Origin of the sequence: Acinetobacter sp. Tr-809, assembly GCF_011753255.1 — a bacterium.
GTDB lineage: Bacteria > Pseudomonadota > Gammaproteobacteria > Pseudomonadales > Moraxellaceae > Acinetobacter.
The window spans coordinates 132,380-154,692 of sequence record NZ_VWVZ01000003.1 but is presented as its reverse complement, the minus strand read 5'-3'; the positions used below and the strand labels follow the sequence as shown (position 1 = coordinate 154,692).

20 protein-coding genes, 1 pseudogene and 1 riboswitch are annotated in these 22,313 nt (G+C 42.6%); of the genes and pseudogenes, 4 read left to right on the top strand and 17 right to left on the bottom strand.

The genetic code is table 11. The annotated features are described in order from the left end of the window. Window positions 1-16: 16 nt before the first annotated feature. The 7 genes from guaB to F3J02_RS08065 all read right to left on the bottom strand — a co-directional run bounded on the left by guaB (window position 17) and on the right by F3J02_RS08065 (window position 9,549). A complete protein-coding gene (guaB, locus tag F3J02_RS08095; RefSeq protein WP_167248522.1) occupies window positions 17-1,483 on the bottom strand; it encodes an IMP dehydrogenase in 1,467 nt (488 codons plus the stop codon). A 266-nt stretch (window positions 1,484-1,749) separates the two neighbouring features. After that, window positions 1,750-2,556: an MBL fold metallo-hydrolase gene (locus tag F3J02_RS08090; RefSeq protein ID WP_167248521.1), complete on the bottom strand. Its 807-nt coding sequence runs from the start codon at window positions 2,554-2,556 to the stop codon at window positions 1,750-1,752. A gap of 162 nt (window positions 2,557-2,718) precedes the next feature. Then, window positions 2,719-3,294 (bottom strand): TMEM165/GDT1 family protein, encoded by a 576-nt coding sequence (locus F3J02_RS08085; protein WP_167248520.1) that lies wholly within the window; start codon window positions 3,292-3,294, stop codon window positions 2,719-2,721. 84 nt (window positions 3,295-3,378) lie between these two features. Next, window positions 3,379-3,519: riboswitch (yybP-ykoY riboswitch) on the bottom strand. A gap of 34 nt (window positions 3,520-3,553) precedes the next feature. Beyond that, entirely contained in the window at window positions 3,554-3,841 is a 288-nt protein-coding gene (locus tag F3J02_RS08080) for a hypothetical protein (RefSeq protein ID WP_167248519.1), read from the bottom strand. Between the two features lie 123 nt (window positions 3,842-3,964). Continuing rightward, window positions 3,965-5,923 (bottom strand): 2-oxo acid dehydrogenase subunit E2, encoded by a 1,959-nt coding sequence (locus F3J02_RS08075; protein ID WP_167248518.1) that lies wholly within the window; start codon window positions 5,921-5,923, stop codon window positions 3,965-3,967. A 2-nt stretch (window positions 5,924-5,925) separates the two neighbouring features. Next, a complete protein-coding gene (aceE, locus tag F3J02_RS08070) occupies window positions 5,926-8,643 on the bottom strand; it encodes a pyruvate dehydrogenase (acetyl-transferring), homodimeric type (protein ID WP_167248517.1) in 2,718 nt (905 codons plus the stop codon). A 204-nt stretch (window positions 8,644-8,847) separates the two neighbouring features. Next, window positions 8,848-9,549 carry a M23 family metallopeptidase gene (locus F3J02_RS08065; protein ID WP_005201593.1) on the bottom strand — a complete coding sequence of 234 codons (702 nt, stop codon included), beginning with the start codon at window positions 9,547-9,549 and terminating at the stop codon, window positions 8,848-8,850. A 105-nt stretch (window positions 9,550-9,654) separates the two neighbouring features. Between F3J02_RS08065 and F3J02_RS08060 the strand changes: the two genes are divergently transcribed. Beyond that, the gene (locus tag F3J02_RS08060; protein ID WP_167248516.1) at window positions 9,655-10,095 is read left to right on the top strand and encodes a DUF721 domain-containing protein; all 441 of its coding nucleotides are present in this window, start codon (window positions 9,655-9,657) and stop codon (window positions 10,093-10,095) included. A 98-nt stretch (window positions 10,096-10,193) separates the two neighbouring features. Here the strand turns inward: F3J02_RS08060 and lpxC are convergent, their stop codons facing one another. From lpxC to F3J02_RS08015, 9 genes are all read right to left on the bottom strand, one after another. Beyond that, the gene (gene lpxC, locus F3J02_RS08055; RefSeq protein WP_167248515.1) at window positions 10,194-11,096 is read right to left on the bottom strand and encodes a UDP-3-O-acyl-N-acetylglucosamine deacetylase; all 903 of its coding nucleotides are present in this window, start codon (window positions 11,094-11,096) and stop codon (window positions 10,194-10,196) included. Window positions 11,097-11,207: 111 nt separating this feature from the next. Next, the gene (gene ftsZ / locus F3J02_RS08050) at window positions 11,208-12,389 is read right to left on the bottom strand and encodes a cell division protein FtsZ (RefSeq protein WP_167248514.1); all 1,182 of its coding nucleotides are present in this window, start codon (window positions 12,387-12,389) and stop codon (window positions 11,208-11,210) included. 164 nt (window positions 12,390-12,553) lie between these two features. Then, the gene (gene ftsA, locus F3J02_RS08045; RefSeq protein ID WP_167248513.1) at window positions 12,554-13,816 is read right to left on the bottom strand and encodes a cell division protein FtsA; all 1,263 of its coding nucleotides are present in this window, start codon (window positions 13,814-13,816) and stop codon (window positions 12,554-12,556) included. Window positions 13,817-13,877: 61 nt separating this feature from the next. Next, window positions 13,878-14,735, bottom strand: coding sequence for a cell division protein FtsQ/DivIB (locus tag F3J02_RS08040; protein WP_167248512.1), 858 nt, complete (start codon window positions 14,733-14,735; stop codon window positions 13,878-13,880). Between the two features lie 6 nt (window positions 14,736-14,741). Then, on the bottom strand, window positions 14,742-15,668 hold the full coding sequence (locus tag F3J02_RS08035; RefSeq protein ID WP_167248511.1) for a D-alanine--D-alanine ligase: 927 nt from the start codon (window positions 15,666-15,668) through the stop codon (window positions 14,742-14,744). A gap of 90 nt (window positions 15,669-15,758) precedes the next feature. Next, entirely contained in the window at window positions 15,759-17,210 is a 1,452-nt protein-coding gene (murC, locus tag F3J02_RS08030) for a UDP-N-acetylmuramate--L-alanine ligase (protein ID WP_167248510.1), read from the bottom strand. 13 nt (window positions 17,211-17,223) lie between these two features. Further along, window positions 17,224-18,321, bottom strand: a complete 1,098-nt coding sequence (gene murG, locus F3J02_RS08025) for an undecaprenyldiphospho-muramoylpentapeptide beta-N-acetylglucosaminyltransferase (protein ID WP_167248509.1) — start codon at window positions 18,319-18,321, stop codon at window positions 17,224-17,226. A 226-nt stretch (window positions 18,322-18,547) separates the two neighbouring features. Continuing rightward, the gene (gene gshB / locus F3J02_RS08020; RefSeq protein ID WP_167248508.1) at window positions 18,548-19,492 is read right to left on the bottom strand and encodes a glutathione synthase; all 945 of its coding nucleotides are present in this window, start codon (window positions 19,490-19,492) and stop codon (window positions 18,548-18,550) included. A gap of 225 nt (window positions 19,493-19,717) precedes the next feature. Further along, window positions 19,718-20,197 (bottom strand): glutathione peroxidase, encoded by a 480-nt coding sequence (locus tag F3J02_RS08015; RefSeq protein WP_167248507.1) that lies wholly within the window; start codon window positions 20,195-20,197, stop codon window positions 19,718-19,720. Between the two features lie 178 nt (window positions 20,198-20,375). Between F3J02_RS08015 and F3J02_RS08010 the strand changes: the two genes are divergently transcribed. Together F3J02_RS08010 and F3J02_RS08005 are read left to right on the top strand one after the other, a co-directional pair. Continuing rightward, entirely contained in the window at window positions 20,376-20,828 is a 453-nt protein-coding gene (locus tag F3J02_RS08010) for a MarR family winged helix-turn-helix transcriptional regulator (RefSeq protein ID WP_167248506.1), read from the top strand. Further along, window positions 20,829-21,014: a DUF3565 domain-containing protein gene (locus F3J02_RS08005; RefSeq protein ID WP_167248505.1), complete on the top strand. Its 186-nt coding sequence runs from the start codon at window positions 20,829-20,831 to the stop codon at window positions 21,012-21,014. It begins immediately after the preceding gene. A 5-nt stretch (window positions 21,015-21,019) separates the two neighbouring features. On the opposite strand, the gene F3J02_RS08000 is transcribed toward F3J02_RS08005, so the two are convergent. Beyond that, window positions 21,020-21,919 (bottom strand): hypothetical protein, encoded by a 900-nt coding sequence (locus tag F3J02_RS08000; RefSeq protein WP_167248504.1) that lies wholly within the window; start codon window positions 21,917-21,919, stop codon window positions 21,020-21,022. A gap of 158 nt (window positions 21,920-22,077) precedes the next feature. On the opposite strand from F3J02_RS08000, the pseudogene F3J02_RS18670 reads away from it, so the two are divergent. Next, window positions 22,078-22,295, top strand: a pseudogene (locus tag F3J02_RS18670) (short-chain dehydrogenase); the annotation flags it as partial. Window positions 22,296-22,313 lie beyond the last annotated feature (18 nt).

The window sequence follows — 22,313 nt, the reverse complement described above, 5'->3', positions numbered from 1 at the left end:
ACAAAATTACCAAAAATCAACCAACTCGATAGTTTGGTGCTTCCTTGGTAATCGTAACGTCATGAACATGTGATTCAGACATACCTGCTGACGTAATCTTCACAAATTTTGCATTTTGACGAAGATCTTCAATAACAGATGAACCCGTATAACCCATCGATGAACGCAAACCACCCATCATTTGATGTACGATGTTACCCATTGGCCCTTTGTATGGAACTCGACCTTCGATGCCTTCTGGCACTAACTTCTCAGCACCTGCTTTAGCGTCTTGGAAATAACGGTCAGCAGAACCAGATACGCCCGCCATTGCACCTAATGAACCCATGCCACGGTATGCTTTGTAATAACGGCCTTGGAAGAATTCTACTTCACCTGGTGCTTCCTCTGTTCCAGCGAGGAGTGAACCGACCATAATCGTGCTCGCACCTGCACCGATCGCTTTCGCCATATCACCAGAGAAACGAATACCACCATCCGCAATCAAAGGAATTTGATCTTTCAGTGCATTTGCAACACTGTCAATTGCAGAAATCTGTGGCATACCAATACCAGCAACGATACGTGTGGTACAGATTGAACCAGGACCGATACCTACTTTTACGGCATCAGCACCAGCATCAAGCAATGCCAAGGCTGCATCACCTGTTGCAATATTTCCACCAATCACTTGAACTTGTGGGTAGTTGGCTTTTACCCAACGAACACGTTCAATTACACCCGCAGAATGACCATGTGCTGTATCCACCACAATCGCATCTACGCCTGCATCAACCAAGGCTTCGACACGGCTTGGTGTTTCTGCACCTGTACCGACCGCAGCACCAACACGTAAACGACCCAAATCATCTTTACAACTGTTTGGATAGCTTTCAGCTTTACGGAAGTCAGTGACCGTAATTAAGCCTTTAAGCTCATTGTTCTCACCAACAACCAATACTTTTTCAATACGGTGTTTTTGCAATAATGCTTGGATATTTTCTTTCGATTCACCTTCACGAACAGTCACGAGACGATCTTGACCTGTCATGATGTTACTTACAGGCTGTTCAAGATTGGTTTCAAAGCGTGTATCACGACCTGTGACGATACCCACCACTTTGCCATCTTTTACAACAGGCACACCACTAATGTTATTCGCTTGGGTAATCGCAATCAGCTCACGCACTGTCGTTTCAGGGCTAACGATGATTGGGTCTTTCACCATACCTGCTTCAAATTTTTTCACACGGCGGACTTCAGCGGCTTGCGCTGCAATATCCATGTTTTTGTGCAAAATACCAATACCGCCATTTTGCGCCATCGCAATTGCCATACGTGATTCAGTCACTGTATCCATTGCAGCAGAAACGAGAGGGATATTAAGTTGAATTCCGCGTGTTAAACGTGTCTTTAAGGAGACATCTTTTGGGAGAACAGTTGAGTAGGCAGGAAGTAATAAGACATCATCGAAGGTTAGCGCTTCTTGAACGATGGTCAGCATAACAATCTCACTGGTAATTTCCGTGAGCTATTATAAACAAATTTCAATGTGATTTCATTTTCTATGATGAAAATAATTTTAATTGATCCTATTGGTGATTTTCGACACCATAACTTTTCGCTCTCAATCCTGAAAATTCAGTTCAAGAAAACACCAATTATTTATATAAATTTCAATAATATATAAATAAAATATCAAATTCACCGATAGAACAGCGACGTCGCTGCCCTACCACGCATAAAACGTTACATTTCACTTACCATGACTTAACTCATTTCCGTAGGCAAACTAAAAACATATTCATTCATCAAATCAACACCGCATTCTAGCTGCTCAATCCAATCCAAAAATTGATTGATCATCTCCTTACCCACAAAAGCGGTGCCATGTTGCGGCACAATCATGTCGATATCCATCTGACGCACCATATTGACCCACAACCGAATTACTTTATTGGAGCACATATAGCGTTGATGAAAGCCTTTCATCTTTTTGATATGCGTTTCAAAATCCGTAATCGGTAGACTCGCATCATCAACGATCGAAGCGCCCATATCGCCTGAAAATAGAATTTTCGCTGTCGGATCATAAAACTGGAAGTTACCCACGGAATGCAGGAAATGTGCAGGCACTGCAACAATTGAGGACTCACCCAAAGGAATAATTTGTCCTGTATCTGACAGTTCGATCAAACGCTCCTCCCAATTCCCTTTCATTCGCTCACTCATAAAAGCTGAGTTGAGATGTGGTAAAAAGCGTGCCCATAGTTTTGATGCCACAACTTTGGCATCGGTATAGACCAACCAGCGTGGCATTGAGGTAATAATGTCAGGGTCTTGATGCGAAGCCATCACATAATCCAAATTTTTCAGTTTGGTATAGCGATTAAGCTCCATGGTTAAAGGCACATAAGTAAGGTCGCCACCCGGATCTAAAACAGCCGCCCGATCATGATCAATAATTAAAAATTGATTGGCCTGAATACCTTCCCCTTTAACCAAACTGGTAAAACTAATGCATTTATGTGTGCCATTATCAAACAGTATTTGCGACGTTGTTCGCTCAAAACTCATAACCACCCCAGAAAAATTCTTTAAATATGAAATATTTTAATTCCATAATAAAATAATGGGATTTAGCTCATGTTTCAATCAGATATTGGACTTTTATCATAATTTATAAGAAAAAACCCATCACTTTTGGATGGGTCTGTACTGATTTAACATTCGATTAGATTAGAAGAAATAGTGCTGCACCAAACTCGAGACACCTACAATCAAGAAGATCGCGGCACCGATTTTATGGATCAAGGAAATCGGTAATTTATCCGCCAACTTATTGCCAATAAATACCGCAGGGGCATTTGCGATCATCATCCCGAATGTAGTCCCAATCATTACCCAAAAAACACTGTCAAAACGTGCGGCTAAAGCGACTGTCGCGATTTGGGTTTTATCACCAATTTCAGCCAAGAAAAATAGAATGAAGGTGGCACCGAAAACCCCAAATTTCTGCCATTTATTGATATTTTCAGTTTCATCACCCAGTTCATCTGGAATCAACATCCAGATCGCCATCCCGATGAAACCGAGGGCAAGAATCCACAGTAAAATCTCAGGACTGAGTACGGTGGTAATCCATTGTCCCAAGACAGCAGAAATACCATGATTGATAGTGGTGGCTAATAGAATGGCAATTAAAATCGGAATCGGTTTACGGAAACGTGCTGCGAGCAAGAGTGCGAGCAATTGTGTTTTATCACCCATTTCAGCAAGGGCAACGATTGACGTCGAGATGAGGAATTCATACATAGTTGAATGCTCTGGCTAGCAAAATATACCAATGACCTACCCCTCCTGCTAGCCAAAATCAAATAGATTGATGCAGAGTGGTAAATCAAAGGTCTTGCCAACAAAAGCACAGCCAAAAAGCTGTTCTTGGTTCTTTGCTATGATGACCATGCTCAGTTGAGCAATTATGTTGATCATCACCTATTTACTTTGCGTAAATAGCGGCTACTCCCCAATGAAGTGAATCCATTCTACCAAACAATAAAATTGTTTTAAATCTCTAAAGCCAAAATTTTTGGTAACTCCAAATGAGCACACGTAATAAACCGAGAAAAAAAGCAAAATACACACTTAAACCGAGAAAACCCAAACTACCCCAGCCACTTGCTCCCCCTACGTTTTGAGCTTGGTATTCCATTGCCATGACGACCGTCGCAAGTAGGACCTCAAAACCCATTACCACATACATCATCCACTCCCATGGAAAATGTAAAAAACTAACCCATAATCCCATCGTCACAAAAACAATGAGTAATAAAGGTAGCATTACCCGATAGATCACTAACATCCGTGCTTCCTAAAACAATGAGAATTTATTTTATGTCCAACATAGCATAAATAAAGCCATGTTCTTTCCAGTCTAAAAACAGAAAACCCCGCCAAAGCGAGGTCCTCTAAACTCAAAAAGCGATTAGAGCAATAGGCTACGAATATCTTTTAACAGCTTGGTCAGCTTATTGGTAAAACGCGCGGCGTCAGCACCATTAATCACACGATGGTCATACGACAATGACAACGGCAACATCAAACGTGGATCAAAATCTTTGCCATTCCATACAGGTTGCATGGTTGCAGGTGAAATACCCAAAATCGCTACTTGCGGCCAGTTCACCAACGGTGTAAATGCTGTTCCACCAATACTGCCTAGGCTGGTAATGGTAAAGTTAGCACCTTGTAAATCTTTCGGTGACAATTTGCGGTCACGTGCTTTCTGGCTCAGTTCAGCCAGTTCTGTCGCGATTTGCTTAATTGACTTCTGGTCAGGATTACGCAATACTGGTACGGTTAAGCCATCTGGAGTCGCAACTGCAATCCCCATATGAATTTCGTTACGCAATAACACTGACTTCTGATCATCAGCCAAATGCCCAGCAAAATAAGGTTCTTCTTTGAGCAAGTGTGCAACCGCTTTGGCAATGAATGCCAAGATCGTCAGGCTAAGACCTTGCTTTTTAAAGCCATCTTTCAGTTCACCACGCCATGCTTCCAACTCGGTAATATCCGCCAAATCAAACTGCGTCACTTGCGGAATAAAGTTATTCAATGACAGCTGTGGCACTGACACTTGCTGTAAACGCGTCATTGTTTTCACTTCACCGCCACCAAATGCACTAAAGTCTGGCAACTTCGGCAAGCCTGAAGCCACTGGAGTGGCTTGCGTTGCAGCAGCGGGTTGTGGTGCGGTCAGACGTGTTTTCACATAGGCAAACACATCGTCTTTCATCACACGGCCATGCTCGCCTGATGCTTTGACCTGCCCAAGAACCACACCTAACTCACGTGCCAGTTTACGCACGGCTGGACCTGCGTAGACTTTGGCATTGTCAGCTTCTTGCTGTTTAGTCAATTTTTCAGCTTGCGCTGGCGCAGTTGCTGCTGTCGTTGCAGGAGCTTGTGGTTTTTCTGGCGCTGTGTTTGCTACTGGTGCCGAAGGAACTTGTGCTTTTGGTGCAGATGCTGGTGCAGCCGCCTGACCACTCACCTCAATCGTTGCCAAAGCAATGCCTTGACGCACTTCTTGATTCGCAGACACATGGATTGCTTTTACAATGCCTGCTACTGAACTTGGCACTTCAACCGACGCCTTATCTGACTCAACCACGCATAGGCTTTGTTGAGCTTCAACGCGATCACCGACATTAACTAGAATTTCTGAAACAAGAGCTTTTTCTACACCCAGATCAGGTACTTCAATTTCAACATTACCTGTTGAGGTATTTGTTGCAGTTGGTGCTTCTGTAGTTGCGACTGGCGCTTCTATTTGAGCCGGGGCTGCTTGCGGTTCAGATGACGTTGCAGCACTCGCAGTCTTGACCTGAATCAAGACCACGCCTTCTTTGATGCTGTCGCCTTCTTTAATCTGGATCGCTTCCACAATCCCCGCAACCGAGCTTGGTACTTCTACAGTCGCTTTGTCCGATTCAACCACCACAATGCTTTGTTCAGGTTCAATCTGATCACCCACTTTGACCAGTACTTCTGCAACCAAGGCTTTTTCTACACCAATATCTGGGACTTTTACATCCACAATCTGGCTTGCTGTCGCTGCTGGAGCGGCAGCTGGTTGTGCTTTTGTCTCAGCTTCCACAGGTTTTGCTTCTGCTTTTGACTTCGGTGCTTCTTTCGCAGGTGCTTCAGCAGCAGCCTCAGACTCTAATTCGATCAATGCAACGCCTTCGGTGACTTCATCGCCTTGTTGAACCAGAATACTTTTCACGATACCTGCTGCAGTACTTGGTACTTCTACCGTTGCCTTATCTGATTCTAAAACCAGAAGGCTATCGTCAACTGCAACATGGTCGCCCACTTTGACCAAGATTTCTGCAACCAGTGCTTTATCTACGCCAATATCAGGTGCTTGGATTTGCATGATTATTTCCCCTCACCTGTTTGCGTTTCATGGTATTCAGCAACTGCCTGAAGTTCTGGATGCGCTTGTGGCGCCCATGCCACTGGACGATCAGTATCTAACTCAAAGTTAGAAATTGCATCTTTCACTAAACGTGCATCTACTTCACCTTCGTCCGCTAATTTTTTCAAAGTAGCAACAACAATATGTGCAGCATCAACACCAAAGAAACTACGTAAGTTCGCACGTGTATCTGAACGGCCGTAACCATCGGTACCTAATGCAACAAATGGACGACCATCTGGAAGATATGCACGGATTTGTTCGCTATAAGCACGCATATGGTCTGTAGCAGAAACCACGATACCTTCTGTACCACGTAACTGCTTAGATACCCAAGATTCTTTCACTTCTTCAGTAAGGGGGTGTAAGCGGTTGTATTCTTCACATGCCATACCATCACGTGACAACTCATTGAAGCTTGTTACACTCCAAACGTTTGAACGGATTTGATATTCATCACGTAAGATTTTCGCAGCTTTAATCACTTCACGAAGGATTACACCTGAACCCAATAATTGAACCGTTGCTTGTTCATCTTTTTCGAACAAGTACATACCACGTTTAATGCCTTCCTCAGCGCCTTCTGGCATTGCAGGATGCTCGTAGTTTTCGTTCATTACAGTTAAGTAGTAGAACACACGCTCTTGGTTCACATACATACGTTGTAAACCATCATGTACGATCACAGCCAATTCATAACCAAAACATGGATCATAAGATACACAGTTTGGAATGGTGTTCGCCAAGATATGTGAATGACCATCTTGGTGCTGTAAACCTTCACCGTTCAATGTAGTACGACCCGCAGTGGCACCTAACAAGAAACCTTGCGCCTGTGCATCACCAGCAGCCCACGCAATGTCACCAATACGTTGGAAACCGAACATTGAGTAGTACATGTACATTGGAATCATCGGCAAGTTATTGGTTGAATAACTGGTTGCCAACGCAGCCCACGCACTCATCGCACCCGCTTCGTTAATACCTTCTTGTAGCATGTGACCGTCACTTGCTTCACGGTAATGCATTAACTGCTCTTGGTCTTCTGGGGTATATTTTTGACCGTGAGCGGCATAAATACCGAGCTGACGGAACATCCCTTCTAAACCAAAAGTACGTGCTTCGTCTGGAACGATTGGCACTACACGATCTTTAATTGCTTTTTCTTTCAGTAAAGCAGCAATTAAACGCACCATTAGCATCGTGGTCGATTGCTCTTTACCACCAGAACCATTTAATACAGCATCAAATACTGATAATTCAGGAATCGCTAAAGTTTCACTCTCACGACGACGTGCAGGTAGGTAGCCACCTAATGCCTCTCGACGCGCCTTCATATACTTCATTTCAGGAGAGTTTTCACTTGGGCGATAGAATGGAAGCTCTTCTAACTTATCATCTGTAAATGGCAGGTTAAAACGGTCACGTACATATTTCAAAGAGTCGATCTGCATTTTTTTGATTTGGTGAGTTTTGTTCACCGCTTCAATTTCTTCAGACAAACCATAGCCTTTGACCGTTTTCGCAAGAATAACAGTTGGTTGACCTTTGGCTTTCATTGCTTCTGCATAGGCAGCAAAAACTTTGTACGGGTCATGACCACCACGGTTAAGATTATCGATGTCTTCATCACTTAAATCTTTTACCAGTTCCGCAGCTTCTGGGTACTTGCCAAAGAATTTCTCACGAGTATATGCACCGCCTTTCACTTGATAGCGCTGATACTCACCATCAACTGTTTCTTCCATGACCGCTTTTAAAGCACCTGAACTATCTTGCGCAAGTAGTGGATCCCAATGACGGCCCCAAACCACTTTAATCACACGCCAGCCGGCACCACGGAATAATGATTCAAGCTCTTGGATGATCTTACCATTACCACGTACTGGGCCATCCAGACGCTGTAAGTTACAGTTCACTACCCAAACCAAGTTATCTAATTTTTCACGACCAGCCAGTGAGATTGCACCCGTACTTTCAGGCTCATCCATCTCACCATCGCCTAGATATGCCCAGACTTTACGATCTTCTTCTTTGATCAAGCCACGATTCATCAAGTACTTTTGAATGTGTGCTTGGTAAATCGACATAATCGGGCCTAAACCCATCGATACGGTCGGGAACTGCCAATAATCCGGCATCAAATACGGATGTGGGTAACTTGGAAGACCATTACCACCCACTTCACGGCGGAAATTATTCAATTGATCTTCAGTTAAGCGACCTTCAAGGAATGATCGCGCATAAATACCAGGCGCACAGTGACCTTGATAATAGATCATGTCACCGCCAAAGTTATCTGAAGCAGCGCGGAAGAAATGGTTAAAACCAACATCATAAAGCGTTGCAGACGATGCAAAACTTGCAAGGTGACCACCGAGGTCGTCACCCGTTTTATTGGCACGCAACACCATTGCCAATGCATTCCAGCGAATCAAGGCACGGATACGACGTTCCATATCCTGATCACCAGGCATGGCTGGTTGTTCTTCAACTGAAATGGTATTGAGATAAGGCGTATTTAGGCGTTGGATTGGAACATGTTTTGCAATAGCCCGTTGATAAAGTTTTTCTAGTAAGAAGGCAGCACGCTCCGTGCCCATATGTTGTAATACTGAATCAAATGCTTCTTGCCATTCCTGGGTTTCTTGCGCGTCAGAGTCGCCATAAAACGCCATACAATTCACCTTTTCCCTTAAGTTATTTGTCAACTCTATTTTTATCATGTTTTGCGGTGATAGAGGTATTGCCCTAAATGAATGCAAAATGCCTTATTATTTTCTGACAAAATAGTCATTGACCGAAATGAAACAAAAAACATAAAAAATCGCCAATAAAGGCGATTTTTTGAGATATTTATATACAACTGTTAACAAATTACATTAAGGCAACATTGCTAAATAAGTTGATGGATTTTTCCGTTGACCATCTTTCACAACTTCAAAGTGTAAATGTGGTCCAGTACAACGACCCGTACAACCAACATTGGCAATATGCTCACCAGCACTCACGCGATCACCTGCATTCACGATTAAACGTGATGCATGCGCATAACGAGTGATATAACCATTGCCATGATCAATTTCAACATACTGACCATAGCCTGTACCCCAACCTGACTTGGTCACGACACCAGGGCCAGTGGAATAGATTGGCGTACCAGAGGGTGCAGCAAGATCAACACCAGAATGATGACGTGTTGAACCTAATAAGGTACGGTTCCCCCAAGAAGAACTGACACGCCCTTCTTGCAATGGATGGCTGACCAACCAAGAATAACCTGTATTTGCAGAGAATGAAGGTGCGTTGTCTTGAGATGAAATCGCTGAACGACCATATTTCTTCTCGATCGTTGCATTGTTCAATTCAATGGTTTTTTCACGTAATTTAACGGATACATTCGATACAGCTGGCAGATCCATATCAGCAGAATGAGTATAAGAACCTTGAGCTAAGGTTTTTGATAATTGCTCTAAACGGTCGTCACCTGTAGCTTGACCAATGTTCTGATAATCTGCGAAAGCAACCGAAGCAGCTGAAGCAGCCAACGAAAATGCGAGTAAAATACGACGCGTATGATGCATAAAAAACCTCTTGAAACCGTCCTTCAAACGTTCCTTTATCATCTCTTCCTTGATAACAGCTGAAGCAAACGCTTAAGATGGACACATTACCTCCGAGGAAGTTATATGTCTGACCCTAGCAACGTTTTCCAACAGAAAGGACAACACATAAAAACTGGAAACTTAACGTTTCTGACGACGCAAGTCACACAATGGAAACAACTTACGAAAATTATTCAACCTTTACTGCCCCAACCAGAGCAATGGCAGGTTGTTTGTTATCAACATGGGGTTTTGATCATAACTGGTGAAAATCAAGCAATGATTAGTCAACTCAGCTATTTACAAAGCCACTATGTTGCGCAGTTAGCTCAGCTCGAAGGACTCAAGGAATTACGAAAAATCCAAGTTCGCTTAAGAAACAAAACAGTTGCCTCTCGTGAACCCTCTCCCCCAACAAAAGCACTTACATCAGAGACCCAAGAGCAATTGCGCAGCGCCGCTGAATATGTGAGCGACCCTAAGCTTAGCCAAGCTTTGCTACGTTTGGCAAGCAATAAAAAGTAAACTTCATATATTAAGTGTTGGAATACACACTAGTTTTATGTGATGAAAATCTCAGATTCAATTGTTATAATATAACATAGACAATAAAAGACAATGACTTATGTCACACTCACATAAGGAATTGGACAATCACTCTCGTTATTAAATGTTACAATTTCATAGCTGCTTGGATCATTTTGAACATTGCGTAATAGCTGATTATTTAACGCATGTCCTGATTTATAGCCATCAAACTTGGCAATAACTTGATGACCTAGTAAATACAAATCACCGACAGCATCTAAAATTTTATGCCGCACAAACTCATCGGCAAAGCGTAAACCTTCCTCATTAACTACACCTGTATCATCCACACCTATGGCATTTTCCAAGCTTGCGCCTAAGGCCAAATTATTGGCTTTTAAGTAATCCAAGTCCTTCATAAAGCCGAAAGTGCGTGCCTCACTGACCTCATAAACAAAAGTTTCAGTTGAAAAATCGATCGTGGCTGATTGGTATTCTTTCGCAAATGCAGGATGATCAAAATCGATAGTAAAGTTGAGCTGAAAGCCTGAATGTGGTGAAAAAATCGCTTTCTTGTCGTCGATTAAAGCCTCCACAGGCTTTAAAATGCGAATGAACTTCTTTGGCGCATCTTGCTCCGCCAATTCACCTTGCATGAGTAAATAGATAAAAGGTCCTGCACTACCATCCATAATCGGAACTTCGGATGCAGAGACTTCAACAATCAGATTATCAATCCCCAGTCCTGCAATCGCACTCATGACATGCTCAATGGTGCCAACTTTGATATCTTCACGAACCAAATTCGAGCACATAAAGGCTTCTTGAATCAACAAAGCATTAGCGGGAAGGTCAATCGGGGGATTTAAGTCGATACGGCGAAAGACAATACCTCCATCAATATGATGTGGAACAAAATTAATCAGCACCTTTTGACCACTGTGCAGACCAATACCGCTCGCTTTCACCACACGTTTGAGAGTACGTTGTTTCAACATGCCATACCAACTTCATTTGCAAAAACCGATATAACTTAGCATATTTTGCCATTTTAAAAAAATAAAAAAGGGGGTAATTACTTACCCCCTTTCTCTAAATATATGATTTTATTATTTACGCTGTTGATTTTTCAGATAGTCTTGAATGCTCATTGGCGATGAACGTGGCGTAGAACTTGCGGTTGCACCCACTGGAGCATCCGTATTTGCACGTTTGCTGATCGCTGGAACATCATCTTCGTCAACCGATTGCTGCGCAGATTGAGAAACTGGCGCATGTGAAGTCACCGCACGACGCTTTTGATCAACTTCACTCGCATTACGAGTTAAACCTGTTGCAATAACAGTAACACGTAATTCATCACGTGCATCTGGATCAAATACCGTACCGTAGAAGATTTCACCTTCATCCAAATCAACGATTTGGTTAACCACATCAGTAATAATTTCAGTTTCACGCAGGGTAATATCATCCCCACCCGTGATGTTAATCAATACGCCTTTTGCGTTGATAATATTTACATTATCAAGCAATGGGCTACGAATCGCCTGCTCTGCTGCTTGGCGAGCACGATCTTCACCACGACCTAAACCAGCACCCATCATGGCATAACCACGTGTACTCATGGCTGTTTTCAAGTCAGCAAAGTCAAGGTTAATATGACCACGGTTTACCACAAGATCAAAGATACTGCGCACTGCATTCAGCAACACATCATCTGCCTTTTTATAGGCATCTTTCATTGAGATATCGCCATAAACGCTGAGTAAGCGCTGGTTTGGAATAATGATCAATGAATCAACATGCGCTTCCAAGGCATCAATACCCTTTTCAGCAGACTTTTGACGACGACGACCTTCAAAGTTGAATGGTGTAGTCACTACACCCACAGTCAAGATACCCATCTCTTTGGCAACTTCGGCAACCACTGGCGCAGCACCAGTACCTGTACCACCACCCATACCGGCAGTGACAAACACCATGTCGGTGCCTTCAAGATGCTGACGAATCACTTCACGGCTTTCTTCCGCTGCGATTTGACCCACTTCTGGATTCGCGCCTGCACCTAAACCACGTGTACTTTGTTCACCCAATTGAATTTTGAATGGGGCGTTCATGCTATCCAATGCTTGTTTATCTGTATTTGCACATACGAACTTTACGCCTTGAATATCAGATTGCGCCATATGCTGCACGGCATTACCGCCACCACCACCAACACCAAATACTGTGAAACGGGCTTGACCGTTGCCATTGTCTAGTTCATCTTCTATAAATTCAAATGAGGCCATGACCTTTAGATTTCCTAATATTAATGGCAGTTACTTCAGCCCGTTACTGCCCTGATTTTTAAACAACTGATGTGTAGGATGCTGTTCAATAATCGCTAGCTTGTCAAGTACAGTGGCGGATTTAGAACAACTTCCTAACAAATTTTCCCAAAAATAACTACAACTTAAAAGATGGCCTTTAATTTGCTATTTAATGCATTCCAACCATTGGCAACACGATCAACAAAACTACGATCACTTGCTTCTTCTGGCTCTTCAACCGTATCTTGCAAATCACTTTGACTAAACATCAATAAGCCAGATGCAGTTGCATACATTGAACGACGCAATGCAGCTAAATGTTGATCATCCGCATAGACTTGCAATGGCGGATTACCCAAATGAGCAGACACACCCAACATACGACGTGCCAAATTGACCATACCTTCAATTTGACAAGAATCACCTGTGAGTACCACGCCATGGTAGAGACCATGAATCGCACCGCTATGCTCCAATTCTTCACGAATTAATGTGAAGATTTCTTCATAACGCGCAATGATGATTTCTGCAAGCTCAATACGACTGATGGTTTGTGTGCCATCAATGCCTTGTACTTGGATCATGTGATCAGGTTTCACCACACTCAGGTCAACACAGCCATGTAAAATCTTGATGCGTTCTGCTTCTTCCGTGGTGGTCTGTAAAACAGCAGCAATATCACGCGTAACATTCTCACCACCACGTGGCAAAGTTCGCGCTAAAGCCAAACGACCATCGAGGTACACGGCAATATTGGTAATACCTGCACCAATATCAACCAAGCAGACACCATATTCTTTTTCGTCTTTTAGCAAACTTGCTTCAGCGGTTGCCAAACAAGATACCACCATTTTTTCCACCCCGATATTCGCCCCTTTCATGGCACGATCAAGGTTTTGCATGGTGCTGATTGGCATCATCATCAACTGATAATGACCCGTCATACTATGTGCAGACATATTGACTGGGTTTTGTACCCATTCCGCTGAATCACCTAACTCAAAGCCCAATGGCACAGCACTGGCAAGATAATAATCTGGCGATACATGACTGGCTTTGGCCAACTCTAACGCGCGCACCACTTCATTTGTCGTAATAATATGATCGTGGTTGGCAACAGGAGTACGGCCTGACGCATAAAAACTTTGTAATTCAGTACTTGGAATCGACACCCATGCACTATGAATACGGCACTCAGCCATATCCTCAGCTTCGGATACCGCATTCTTGATTGCCGCAATCACCTTGTCTAAGCTAACAATCTTGCCTTTAACCATACCTCGGTTGCGAGCAGTTGCCATGCCAATGACTTGGATCTTATCTGGTGCATGGATCTTACCAATCAAAACTGAGACTTTATGAGTCCCAATATCAATCGCAACAACTGAGGGAACAGCTTCACTCATTACTTCAATACCATATCTTTAATGTTGTTTAGGACGATTGCCCTTTATTTTAAGCCACGTATTATGGCTTTGCCTGAATTGCCCCTGCAAGGCTTGTGTCATCAATCGTTACAACTAACTGACCGTTGACAATCTTTGGCGGAGTTGCATTTTTCCACTGAATAGCAAGGCCATTCCGATAACGCAAATCAATTGCCGTGATTTTTGACCATACAGGTTTTAAATCCGTTTGTGCCAAATGGCTTAAGCGTTGCAACTTATTCATGGTTTGATCTTGGTCTACAATAATCCGTAAGCCCGAATCAAACTGCATGAACCACGTCATACGCTCGGTTAAATACAATTCTTTTAATCTCAAATTCGCTGGATGAAACAATTGATTAATTTCATTATAGCGACGCATCATCATTTTGGATTGGCTGGCGGGCCCATGTAAAAGCGGCAAGTTTGGATGTGTTGTTGGCACTGCCTCACTAAATACATCGCCATTGTCACTAAGCAAACGCCCTGTTCCCCAACGTGCAATTGCATGACGCGGCATTACTCGCACCCGAATTGCATTTGGCCAAGCTCGTGACACCACCACACGATCAACCCATGATACTTTTAATGCTTGATCTCGAATTTGTTCTAAATCTGAAGTGAAATAGTTATCTTTAATCATCGGACTAAGATATTGAACTAACTGTTGATTTTCAACCTCAGAATTGGTCCCAACCACCTGCAACTGTGCCGCTCGAGCATCAGTCATGACTTTATATAAGCCAAACAAACCCAAGGCCAATACAACAAACGCAATCACCAGCAAGACCCAACCACCCGCATTCACCATTTTTTGCTTAGGTGAAGGCGGTCTCTCGTGAATCGAGCTAATGGCTGGCCGCGTTTTACGGCGCATCGAGGCAGGAAGCTGAGCCATAGATCGTTAAGCCGACTTTGCTAAGGTTTGCTCTAAAATAGCAACACAAAGCTGATCAAAACTATAGCCAACAGCTTGTGCTGCTTTTGGCACCAAAGAGTGGCTAGTCATTCCAGGAACAGTATTCACTTCCAGTAACCAGAAAGTCCCTTGCTCATCTTGCATCGCATCGATACGACCCCAGCCTTCTGCACCCACAGCCTGAAATGCGCGTAAACACAGTGCTTGCAAGCTTTTCTCTTCCGATTCACTTAGACCACAAGGAATACCATATTCCACATCATTACGTTGATATTTTGCTTCATAGTCATAGAAGGCAACGTCTGCTGGTGGCTGCAAACGAATCACGGGTAACGGTTGACCATTTAAGAATGAAATCGTGAATTCACGACCTGTGATCCATTTTTCTGCCATTACTACCGCATCATGCTGAGTGGCTTTTTCAATTGCTGCAGCAAAATCTTCTGCTTTTTCAACCTTGCTCATGCCGACACTTGAGCCTTCATGTACAGGTTTGATAATCACTGGCAAGCCCAATTCAGCAATCACTGAATCAAGGTCTGTGTCTTTGCTAATAATACGGTAAGGTGCGGTTGGTAAATCACTACCCTGCCAAATTTGCTTGGTTTTTACTTTGTCCATACCAATTGCAGAACCTTGTACACCCGTACCGGTATAAGGAAGGTTTAACCACTCCAATACACCTTGGATCTGACCGTCTTCACCGCCACGACCGTGTAATACGATAAAAGCACGATCATAGCCAACCAGTTCAGTCACACTACGATCTTGTGGGTCAAATGCTTCTGCCTGTACGCCCGAACGCAATAACGCCTCTAAAACAGCCTGACCGCTGTCCAATGACACAGCACGTTCAGCCGACTTCCCACCAAACAACACAGCAACTTTGCCGAATTTTGCAGCATTTGACACGTTTATATCCTTAAAAAACTTCATATATTCTATTAAATCCCTCCCCGCCTCCCTTTTCAAAGGGAGGGGTTCCCCCTTTAACAAAGGGAGTTAGGGGGATTTGGCATACAAGCGATGCTGAGCCAATTCTACCGAAATTGCACCAACGTTACCCGCGCCTTGTGTTAATAACAGGTCATTTGCTTGTAACACTTTTTGTAAAACGTTCGGTAAATTGCCGTCCACAGGATCAACCAAAATCGGTTCAACCTCACCACGCAGGCGAATACTACGCGCTAAAGCACGACTATCAGCACCTACAATCGGCTTTTCACCTGCTGGATAAACTTCCAGTAATAACAACTGATCTACTTGCGACAACACATCGACAAAGTCATCAAAACAATCACGGGTACGGCTAAAACGGTGCGGCTGGAACAACATCACTAAACGACGGTCTGGATGGCTGGCACGTGCCGCTTTAATGGTGGCTTCAACTTCTTTCGGATGGTGACCATAGTCATCCACCAATTTCACCAAGCCTTCACCAACTTCGTACTCACCTTGAACTTGGAAACGACGACCCACACCACTAAAGCCTTCTAAAGCACGGCAAATCGCACCATCAGAAACACCTTCATCAGTTGCCACGCCAATCGCAGCAAGTGCATTCAAGACATTATGCAAACCTGGTTGATTGATGGTGACACGTAATGGCTCACGATCTTTACGCAATACGGTAAAATGTGACTGCATACCTTCTTGTACTACGTCTACCGCACGGATGTCATTATCTTCATCAAAACCATAGGTCAACACTGGACGACCGACGCGTGGCAGAATCTCACGGATATTGGCGTCATCGCCACAGACCACAGCCAAACCATAGAATGGCAAGTTATGTAAGAACTGAATAAAAGTATCTTTTAACTTATCAAAGCTACCTTCATAAGTATCCATGTGATCCGCATCGATATTAGTCACGATCGCAGCCATCGGCTGTAAATATAAGAAAGAAGCATCAGATTCATCCGCTTCTGCCACGATAAAACGGCTTTCACCCAATGCTGCATTCACACCAGTGCTATTCAGCAAACCACCAATCACATAGGTCGGGTCGAGATTTTCTTCTGCCAACATGGTGGTCAACAAACTGGTGGTGGTAGTTTTACCATGCGTTCCCGCAACCGCGATACCATGACGGTAGCGCATCAACTCACCGAGCATTTCCGCACGACGCACGATTGGCGTACGTTGTTCGATGGCTGCTTTAATTTCTGGGTTTTCAGGATCAATTGCAGTCGATACCACCAATACATTGGCGTTTTTAATATTGTCAGCCGAATGGCCAATAAATACTTTAATACCATTCGCTTCGAGTTGAGCCGTGGTTTTCGACGCTTTAATGTCTGAACCTGAAATTTTATAACCTTGGTTACTCAATACTTCGGCAATACCACACATCCCCGCACCACCAATACCAACAAAGTGGATATTTTTAATACGGCGCATTTCTGGCACTTTAATCAGCTTTTTGGCTTGGTTTGGATTTGTAGGAGACATAAATAAACTCGAATTACAATTTTTTAATCAGATCAACCACATGCTGAGTTGCATTCGGTTGTGCTTGTTGACGTGCTTTTACAGCCATTTCAGACAGTAGCTGACGATTTAATAAGGTCGCTAATAACTCATCTAAAACAGCAGGTGTCATGTCTGCTTGCTGGCAAATCTTGGCTGCGCCAGCATTGGCCAAGAATTTCGCATTTGCCGTTTGGTGATCATCCACCGCAATTGGTAAAGGCACAAAAATCGCCGCCAAACCTGCGGTTGCCACTTCGGTCACTGTGAGTGCACCAGCACGGCAAATAATCAAATCAGCTTCACTGTAGGCTTTTGCCATATCGTGAATAAAGGGTTCCACTTGAATGTCCAAACTGGCAGGTGCACCTTGATACAGCGCACGCGTGGCATCTTGCTTGTTTTGACCACACTGATGGAACACTTTCAACGGCACAGTGACCTTTTTCAAAGCTTCAGGCAAGCGTTCATTCAATGCCTGTGCACCAAGTGAACCACCGACGATCAGAAGATTGATTGGCAAATGTTCCTGTTCACGAGTTTGATAGCGCCAAGACGGATTTAAAATCGCAGTGATTTCTGCACGCACAGGATTACCTGTGGTCACGACTTTATCACTGTTTGCAAATGTATTTGGAAAAGCCTGACACACGGTCTTGGCAATACGTGCCAATTGAGTGTTGGTAAAACCTGCAATCGCATTTTGCTCATGAATCAACACAGGAATCCCCAGCAAACGTGCAGCCAAGCCACCTGGGCCTGCAACATAGCCGCCAAAACCGGCTACAGCATCAATCTTGAGCTGTTTCATATAGCGCATTGCGCTTAAAGTTGCTTTTAAAATTTTAAACGGCGCACTGAGTTTACGGACTAAACCATTACCACGCACACCTTGAATATCAATTTGATAAATCGGGATATTTTGATCTTTCAATAACCGATTTTCCATTCCCGTAGGCGTCGCTAACCAAGAAACTTGGCAGCCTTCCTGTTGCAGCTGCTTGGCAACAGCAAGCGCGGGAAACACATGCCCACCAGTACCTGCGGCCATCATCATGACATGTTTGGGTTTGTTCTGCGGGGAATTGGTCACGGTCTAATTCTTCAACTCAAAAAAGAAGGTTATCGTCTATTGTTTTCGAGCGTTATTTTAATCCTAAAGTTTCATTCACGAAAAGCGAATTTCACCTGTTTACAACAGAAAGCTGTGCTTTTTTCGATTCTTTGTTAAAAACAAGGTTCTGCCCATATACAAAAGCCCATTTGCATGCAAATTTTCATTCAATACAAACGGGCAATTCGGTCAAAAATAAAACTTCTTAGTTTTTACGACCCGCTTCCAAAACATTGAAAAGATCATCGGCAATCGAGGTACCAAATTGCGCATCAATCTCACGGATGCAGGTTGGACTGGTGACGTTAATTTCAGTCACATAATTACCAATCACATCCAAACCGACAAAGACCAGACCTTTTTCACGCAGGAATGGACCCACTTTTGCCGCAATCAATTTATCATTTTCAGTCAGTGGACGGGCTTGACCAAGACCACCTGCTGCCAAGTTGCCACGTACTTCACCATTTTGTGGAATACGCGCTAAGCAATATGGAATCGGTTCACCATTAACCAGCAAGATGCGTTTGTCACCTTCCACAATTTCAGGAATATAACGTTGTGCCATGATTGGACGCGTACCCATTTCCGTGAGCATTTCCAAAGTCGAACCAATGTTCACGCCATCTTGATATAAACGGAAAATACCCATGCCGCCCATACCATCTAATGGCTTTACAATCACATCACCATGTTCTTTGATAAATTCACGGATCAAGCTTTGTTGTGAGGTCACCAAAGTTGGCACTTGTAGCTCTGGGAATTGAGTCGCGAACAGCTTTTCATTACAGTCACGTAGCGATTGTGGTTTATTGATAATCCACGCCCCTTCACGCTCGGCCTGTTCCAAAATATAAGTGGTATAGACAAAATTCATATCAAATGGTGGGTCTTTACGCATCAAAATTACATCGTAATCCGCCAACGATTCTTTGCGTTTTTCGCCCAACTCATAATAATGGTTATAATCTTCAAATACTTTCAGTGGCGAGATCAGGCCAAAGGCTTTACCTTGGTCGATATATAAATCGTGTTGTAATGCATAACCCAATTCATGTCCGCGACGGCTGGCCGCCCATAACATCGCCATGGTTGAATCTTTTTTAAGATTCACAGTTTCAATCGGGTCCATCACTACCAGTACACGCATAATCTGACGCTCGTATTTTTAATCTTGGCAAAAAGTATAACGAAGTTTGCGGTCAATCGTGAAACAAGTTGTATAAATCTTAAAGATTAAAAAATCTATTTTGTTCAATTAATTACAACATATTAAAAATATTCAGCTTTATGATTTAATTTGTTTCGGATGAGGAAATCACCAGTGCATACGTGGCAGACCAGTCACTTCCATCTTCCTCATTTTCTAACCTATTTATCCCAAAAGCTTTTGAATATCTTTGGCAATTTTTTCAGGTTTGGTGATTGGAGCATAACGCTTGACCACTTCCCCTTTTTGATTAATCAGGAATTTAGTGAAGTTCCATTTAATGCTGCTGCCTAACAGACCTTTGGCTTCAGAAGTGAGATATTGATATAAAGGATGTGCGGTTGGACCATTTACATCAACCTTGGCAAACATCGGGAACGATACGCCATAATTGCGCTGACAGAAGCTGCCGATTTCTTCATTGCTCGATGGATCTTGGTTGGCAAATTGATTGCATGGAAAACCAAGAATCACCAACCCTTGCTGCTGATAGTCCTGATATAACTTTTCCAAACCTTCAAATTGTGGTGTTAGACCACACTGACTGGCAGTATTCACCACCAATAACACTTTTCCTTGGTAATCGGCGAAGTTCTTTTGTTCGCCTTCTAACAGTTCAGCCTGAAAATCATAAATCTTGCTCATAGATGTTCTCTCTTATGTCCACTGGTGGATGTACTCAAAATAGTTTGCTTAACAATTCAGCTTGTTTATTTAATATTGCACACAATTATCTTGCACACAAGTTTATTATGCACAATATACTTTTTGAGTAATCCAATTTATACTGAATGTTCAACAACTGCGTCGAGGAAAAACCAGCATGGCTGAAGTTTCATTTTTGGATAACCAAGTGTGTTTTGCCATGTATTCCGCGACCAATGCGATGATTCGCCAATATCGCCCTTTGCTTCAGGAACATGATCTGACCTATCCGCAATTTATTGTGTTGCTGGCTTTGTATGAGCAGGACAATGTGATGCTGTCTGAGATTGGACAAAAAACTTTTTTTGATTCTGGAACGCTGACACCGATTATTAAAAAACTCGAAGAAAAGCAGTTTTTAAAGCGTGTTGCAGTCAAAGAAGATGAGCGGATGAAAAAAGTAATCTTGCTAGAAAAAGCACTGACTGCAAAAGATGAAATTACCCTCATTCCCTTTAAGCTTGCCTGTTCGTTGGGAATGGACCCGAATGATCTAGTGGCGATTCATAACTTATGCCATCGTTTTTTAAAGGGTTTGGAACAATCTAAACTCGAGAGTCTGGAAAATTAAATGCAGCAAGCGATTGTCAGTTTTCATCTCGATGAGCAAGGACATTACGTTGCCGATCTCGCCTGTGGGCATGGTCAGCATGTGCGTCATGATCCGCCGTGGCAGAATCGCCCTTGGGTGTTAACCAAACAAGGACGGAATGAAAAATTAGGGATGATGTTGGAGTGTAAGAAGTGTGGGGAATAAAATACTCAATATGATCGTTTTAATAACCTTATTTGATAATCCGCAATACGGTTCAACTTTGGGGTGTATATAGGAAATTGCTGCTGTAAATAAAGTAAAGCATCTGCCAGTGTCACCTGATGTAAATTTTTACAGGTCCCAAATATTAAATTATCTAAAGTCAACATAAACTGTGTTGTATCGCCCTCCAAGCTTTGGCTATAAATATCTGCATCCAATTCATCCTCTGGATCTTCTAATGGTGTCGTAGCCTGTATATGTAGATTAAATTTAAACTTTTGCATTAATTCAGGTGGAATCTGATTTTCACACCGCATCAACCAAGTAAGCGTAATTAAATTATGTCCGAAGAAACTAGGTTGATGTATACATTCGTTAAGTAAACTTTGAAAAGTTATATTTTGATCAAAAGATTCAGATAGGAATTGTTTGCCTGTATTACCAAAAGTGGAGGTTAAAAATTCTGTAAAACGATCTAAAAAAGGATATATCTGTTTTGCACTCAATTTAGGCAGCAAAGCCTGAAAAGATAATAATATTGTTACATTATGAGATAAATATTCATTATTTGAGGCAGCTGATTTTATATAATGATCAAAAATATTTGTAAATCCATAATTGCGATACCATTGAAATAACGCTGAATACGCAACAGGATAAATACTTCTATTCAATATGCTTTGGATACGAGGTAATGAAAATTCTGTATCATGGCTATCTTGAGTAAACGAGCGCAAATTATATATTTCACTTTGAAAAATTAATTTATCAGTTTGCGCCCAGATAGCGCTATCTCCCAAAACAGTAAAAATATTTTTCGCAGCCTGATAAGATTTTATCGCATGGGGCTGATGAATCGTCGCGCTATAATTCAATGCTCTTTCTAATAATTCATCTTCAGTCATAAGAACCTAGCTGATTATATCTTTTTCAAATTACCTTCTGATAATCCACCAAATTTCTCATACTATCAATAGTACCATCCTAATATTCCAATAACTCTTGACCTCAAGCCAACTGGAGCTTTTACAGTTGTATTTTATATAAAAACACGGATTTATAGATGAATAACTTGAATAAAACATTTCTCACATATGGTGCCAGTAAAGGTCTAGGAAAACCATTGTTCAAGCTGTATCAAATAAAGCCAACAGATACCATCTATGGGGTATCTCGCACCCAACCACAACAAATTTAGAACTTAAACCAGATTTGTGCTGATCTATCCAAACCAAAGTAGGCTATAAGCAATATAAAAATGTAATTGGACAGAAAAAATTGAAGCCCCATAAAGATTTT

What these genes read in the sequence shown, in the direction of transcription:
- F3J02_RS08080 (WP_167248519.1), bottom strand. Translation starts at nt 3,841, where the DNA reads ATGTTAGTGATCTATCGGGTAATGCTACCTTTATTACTCATTGTTTTT.
- F3J02_RS08065 (WP_005201593.1), bottom strand. Translation starts at nt 9,549, where the DNA reads ATGCATCATACGCGTCGTATTTTACTCGCATTTTCGTTGGCTGCTTCA.
- F3J02_RS08090 (WP_167248521.1), bottom strand. Translation starts at nt 2,556, where the DNA reads ATGAGTTTTGAGCGAACAACGTCGCAAATACTGTTTGATAATGGCACA.
- lpxC (WP_167248515.1), bottom strand. Translation starts at nt 11,096, where the DNA reads ATGTTGAAACAACGTACTCTCAAACGTGTGGTGAAAGCGAGCGGTATT.
- F3J02_RS08085 (WP_167248520.1), bottom strand. Translation starts at nt 3,294, where the DNA reads ATGTATGAATTCCTCATCTCGACGTCAATCGTTGCCCTTGCTGAAATG.
- F3J02_RS08010 (WP_167248506.1), top strand. Translation starts at nt 20,376, where the DNA reads ATGGCTGAAGTTTCATTTTTGGATAACCAAGTGTGTTTTGCCATGTAT.
- aceE (WP_167248517.1), bottom strand. Translation starts at nt 8,643, where the DNA reads ATGGCGTTTTATGGCGACTCTGACGCGCAAGAAACCCAGGAATGGCAA.
- gshB (WP_167248508.1), bottom strand. Translation starts at nt 19,492, where the DNA reads ATGCGTGTACTGGTAGTGATGGACCCGATTGAAACTGTGAATCTTAAA.
- ftsZ (WP_167248514.1), bottom strand. Translation starts at nt 12,389, where the DNA reads ATGGCCTCATTTGAATTTATAGAAGATGAACTAGACAATGGCAACGGT.
- F3J02_RS08040 (WP_167248512.1), bottom strand. Translation starts at nt 14,735, where the DNA reads ATGGCTCAGCTTCCTGCCTCGATGCGCCGTAAAACGCGGCCAGCCATT.
- F3J02_RS08060 (WP_167248516.1), top strand. Translation starts at nt 9,655, where the DNA reads ATGTCTGACCCTAGCAACGTTTTCCAACAGAAAGGACAACACATAAAA.
- murC (WP_167248510.1), bottom strand. Translation starts at nt 17,210, where the DNA reads ATGTCTCCTACAAATCCAAACCAAGCCAAAAAGCTGATTAAAGTGCCA.
- ftsA (WP_167248513.1), bottom strand. Translation starts at nt 13,816, where the DNA reads ATGAGTGAAGCTGTTCCCTCAGTTGTTGCGATTGATATTGGGACTCAT.
- F3J02_RS08005 (WP_167248505.1), top strand. Translation starts at nt 20,829, where the DNA reads ATGCAGCAAGCGATTGTCAGTTTTCATCTCGATGAGCAAGGACATTAC.
- F3J02_RS08075 (WP_167248518.1), bottom strand. Translation starts at nt 5,923, where the DNA reads ATGCAAATCCAAGCACCTGATATTGGCGTAGATAAAGCACTGGTTGCA.
- guaB (WP_167248522.1), bottom strand. Translation starts at nt 1,483, where the DNA reads ATGCTGACCATCGTTCAAGAAGCGCTAACCTTCGATGATGTCTTATTA.
- F3J02_RS08015 (WP_167248507.1), bottom strand. Translation starts at nt 20,197, where the DNA reads ATGAGCAAGATTTATGATTTTCAGGCTGAACTGTTAGAAGGCGAACAA.
- F3J02_RS08000 (WP_167248504.1), bottom strand. Translation starts at nt 21,919, where the DNA reads ATGACTGAAGATGAATTATTAGAAAGAGCATTGAATTATAGCGCGACG.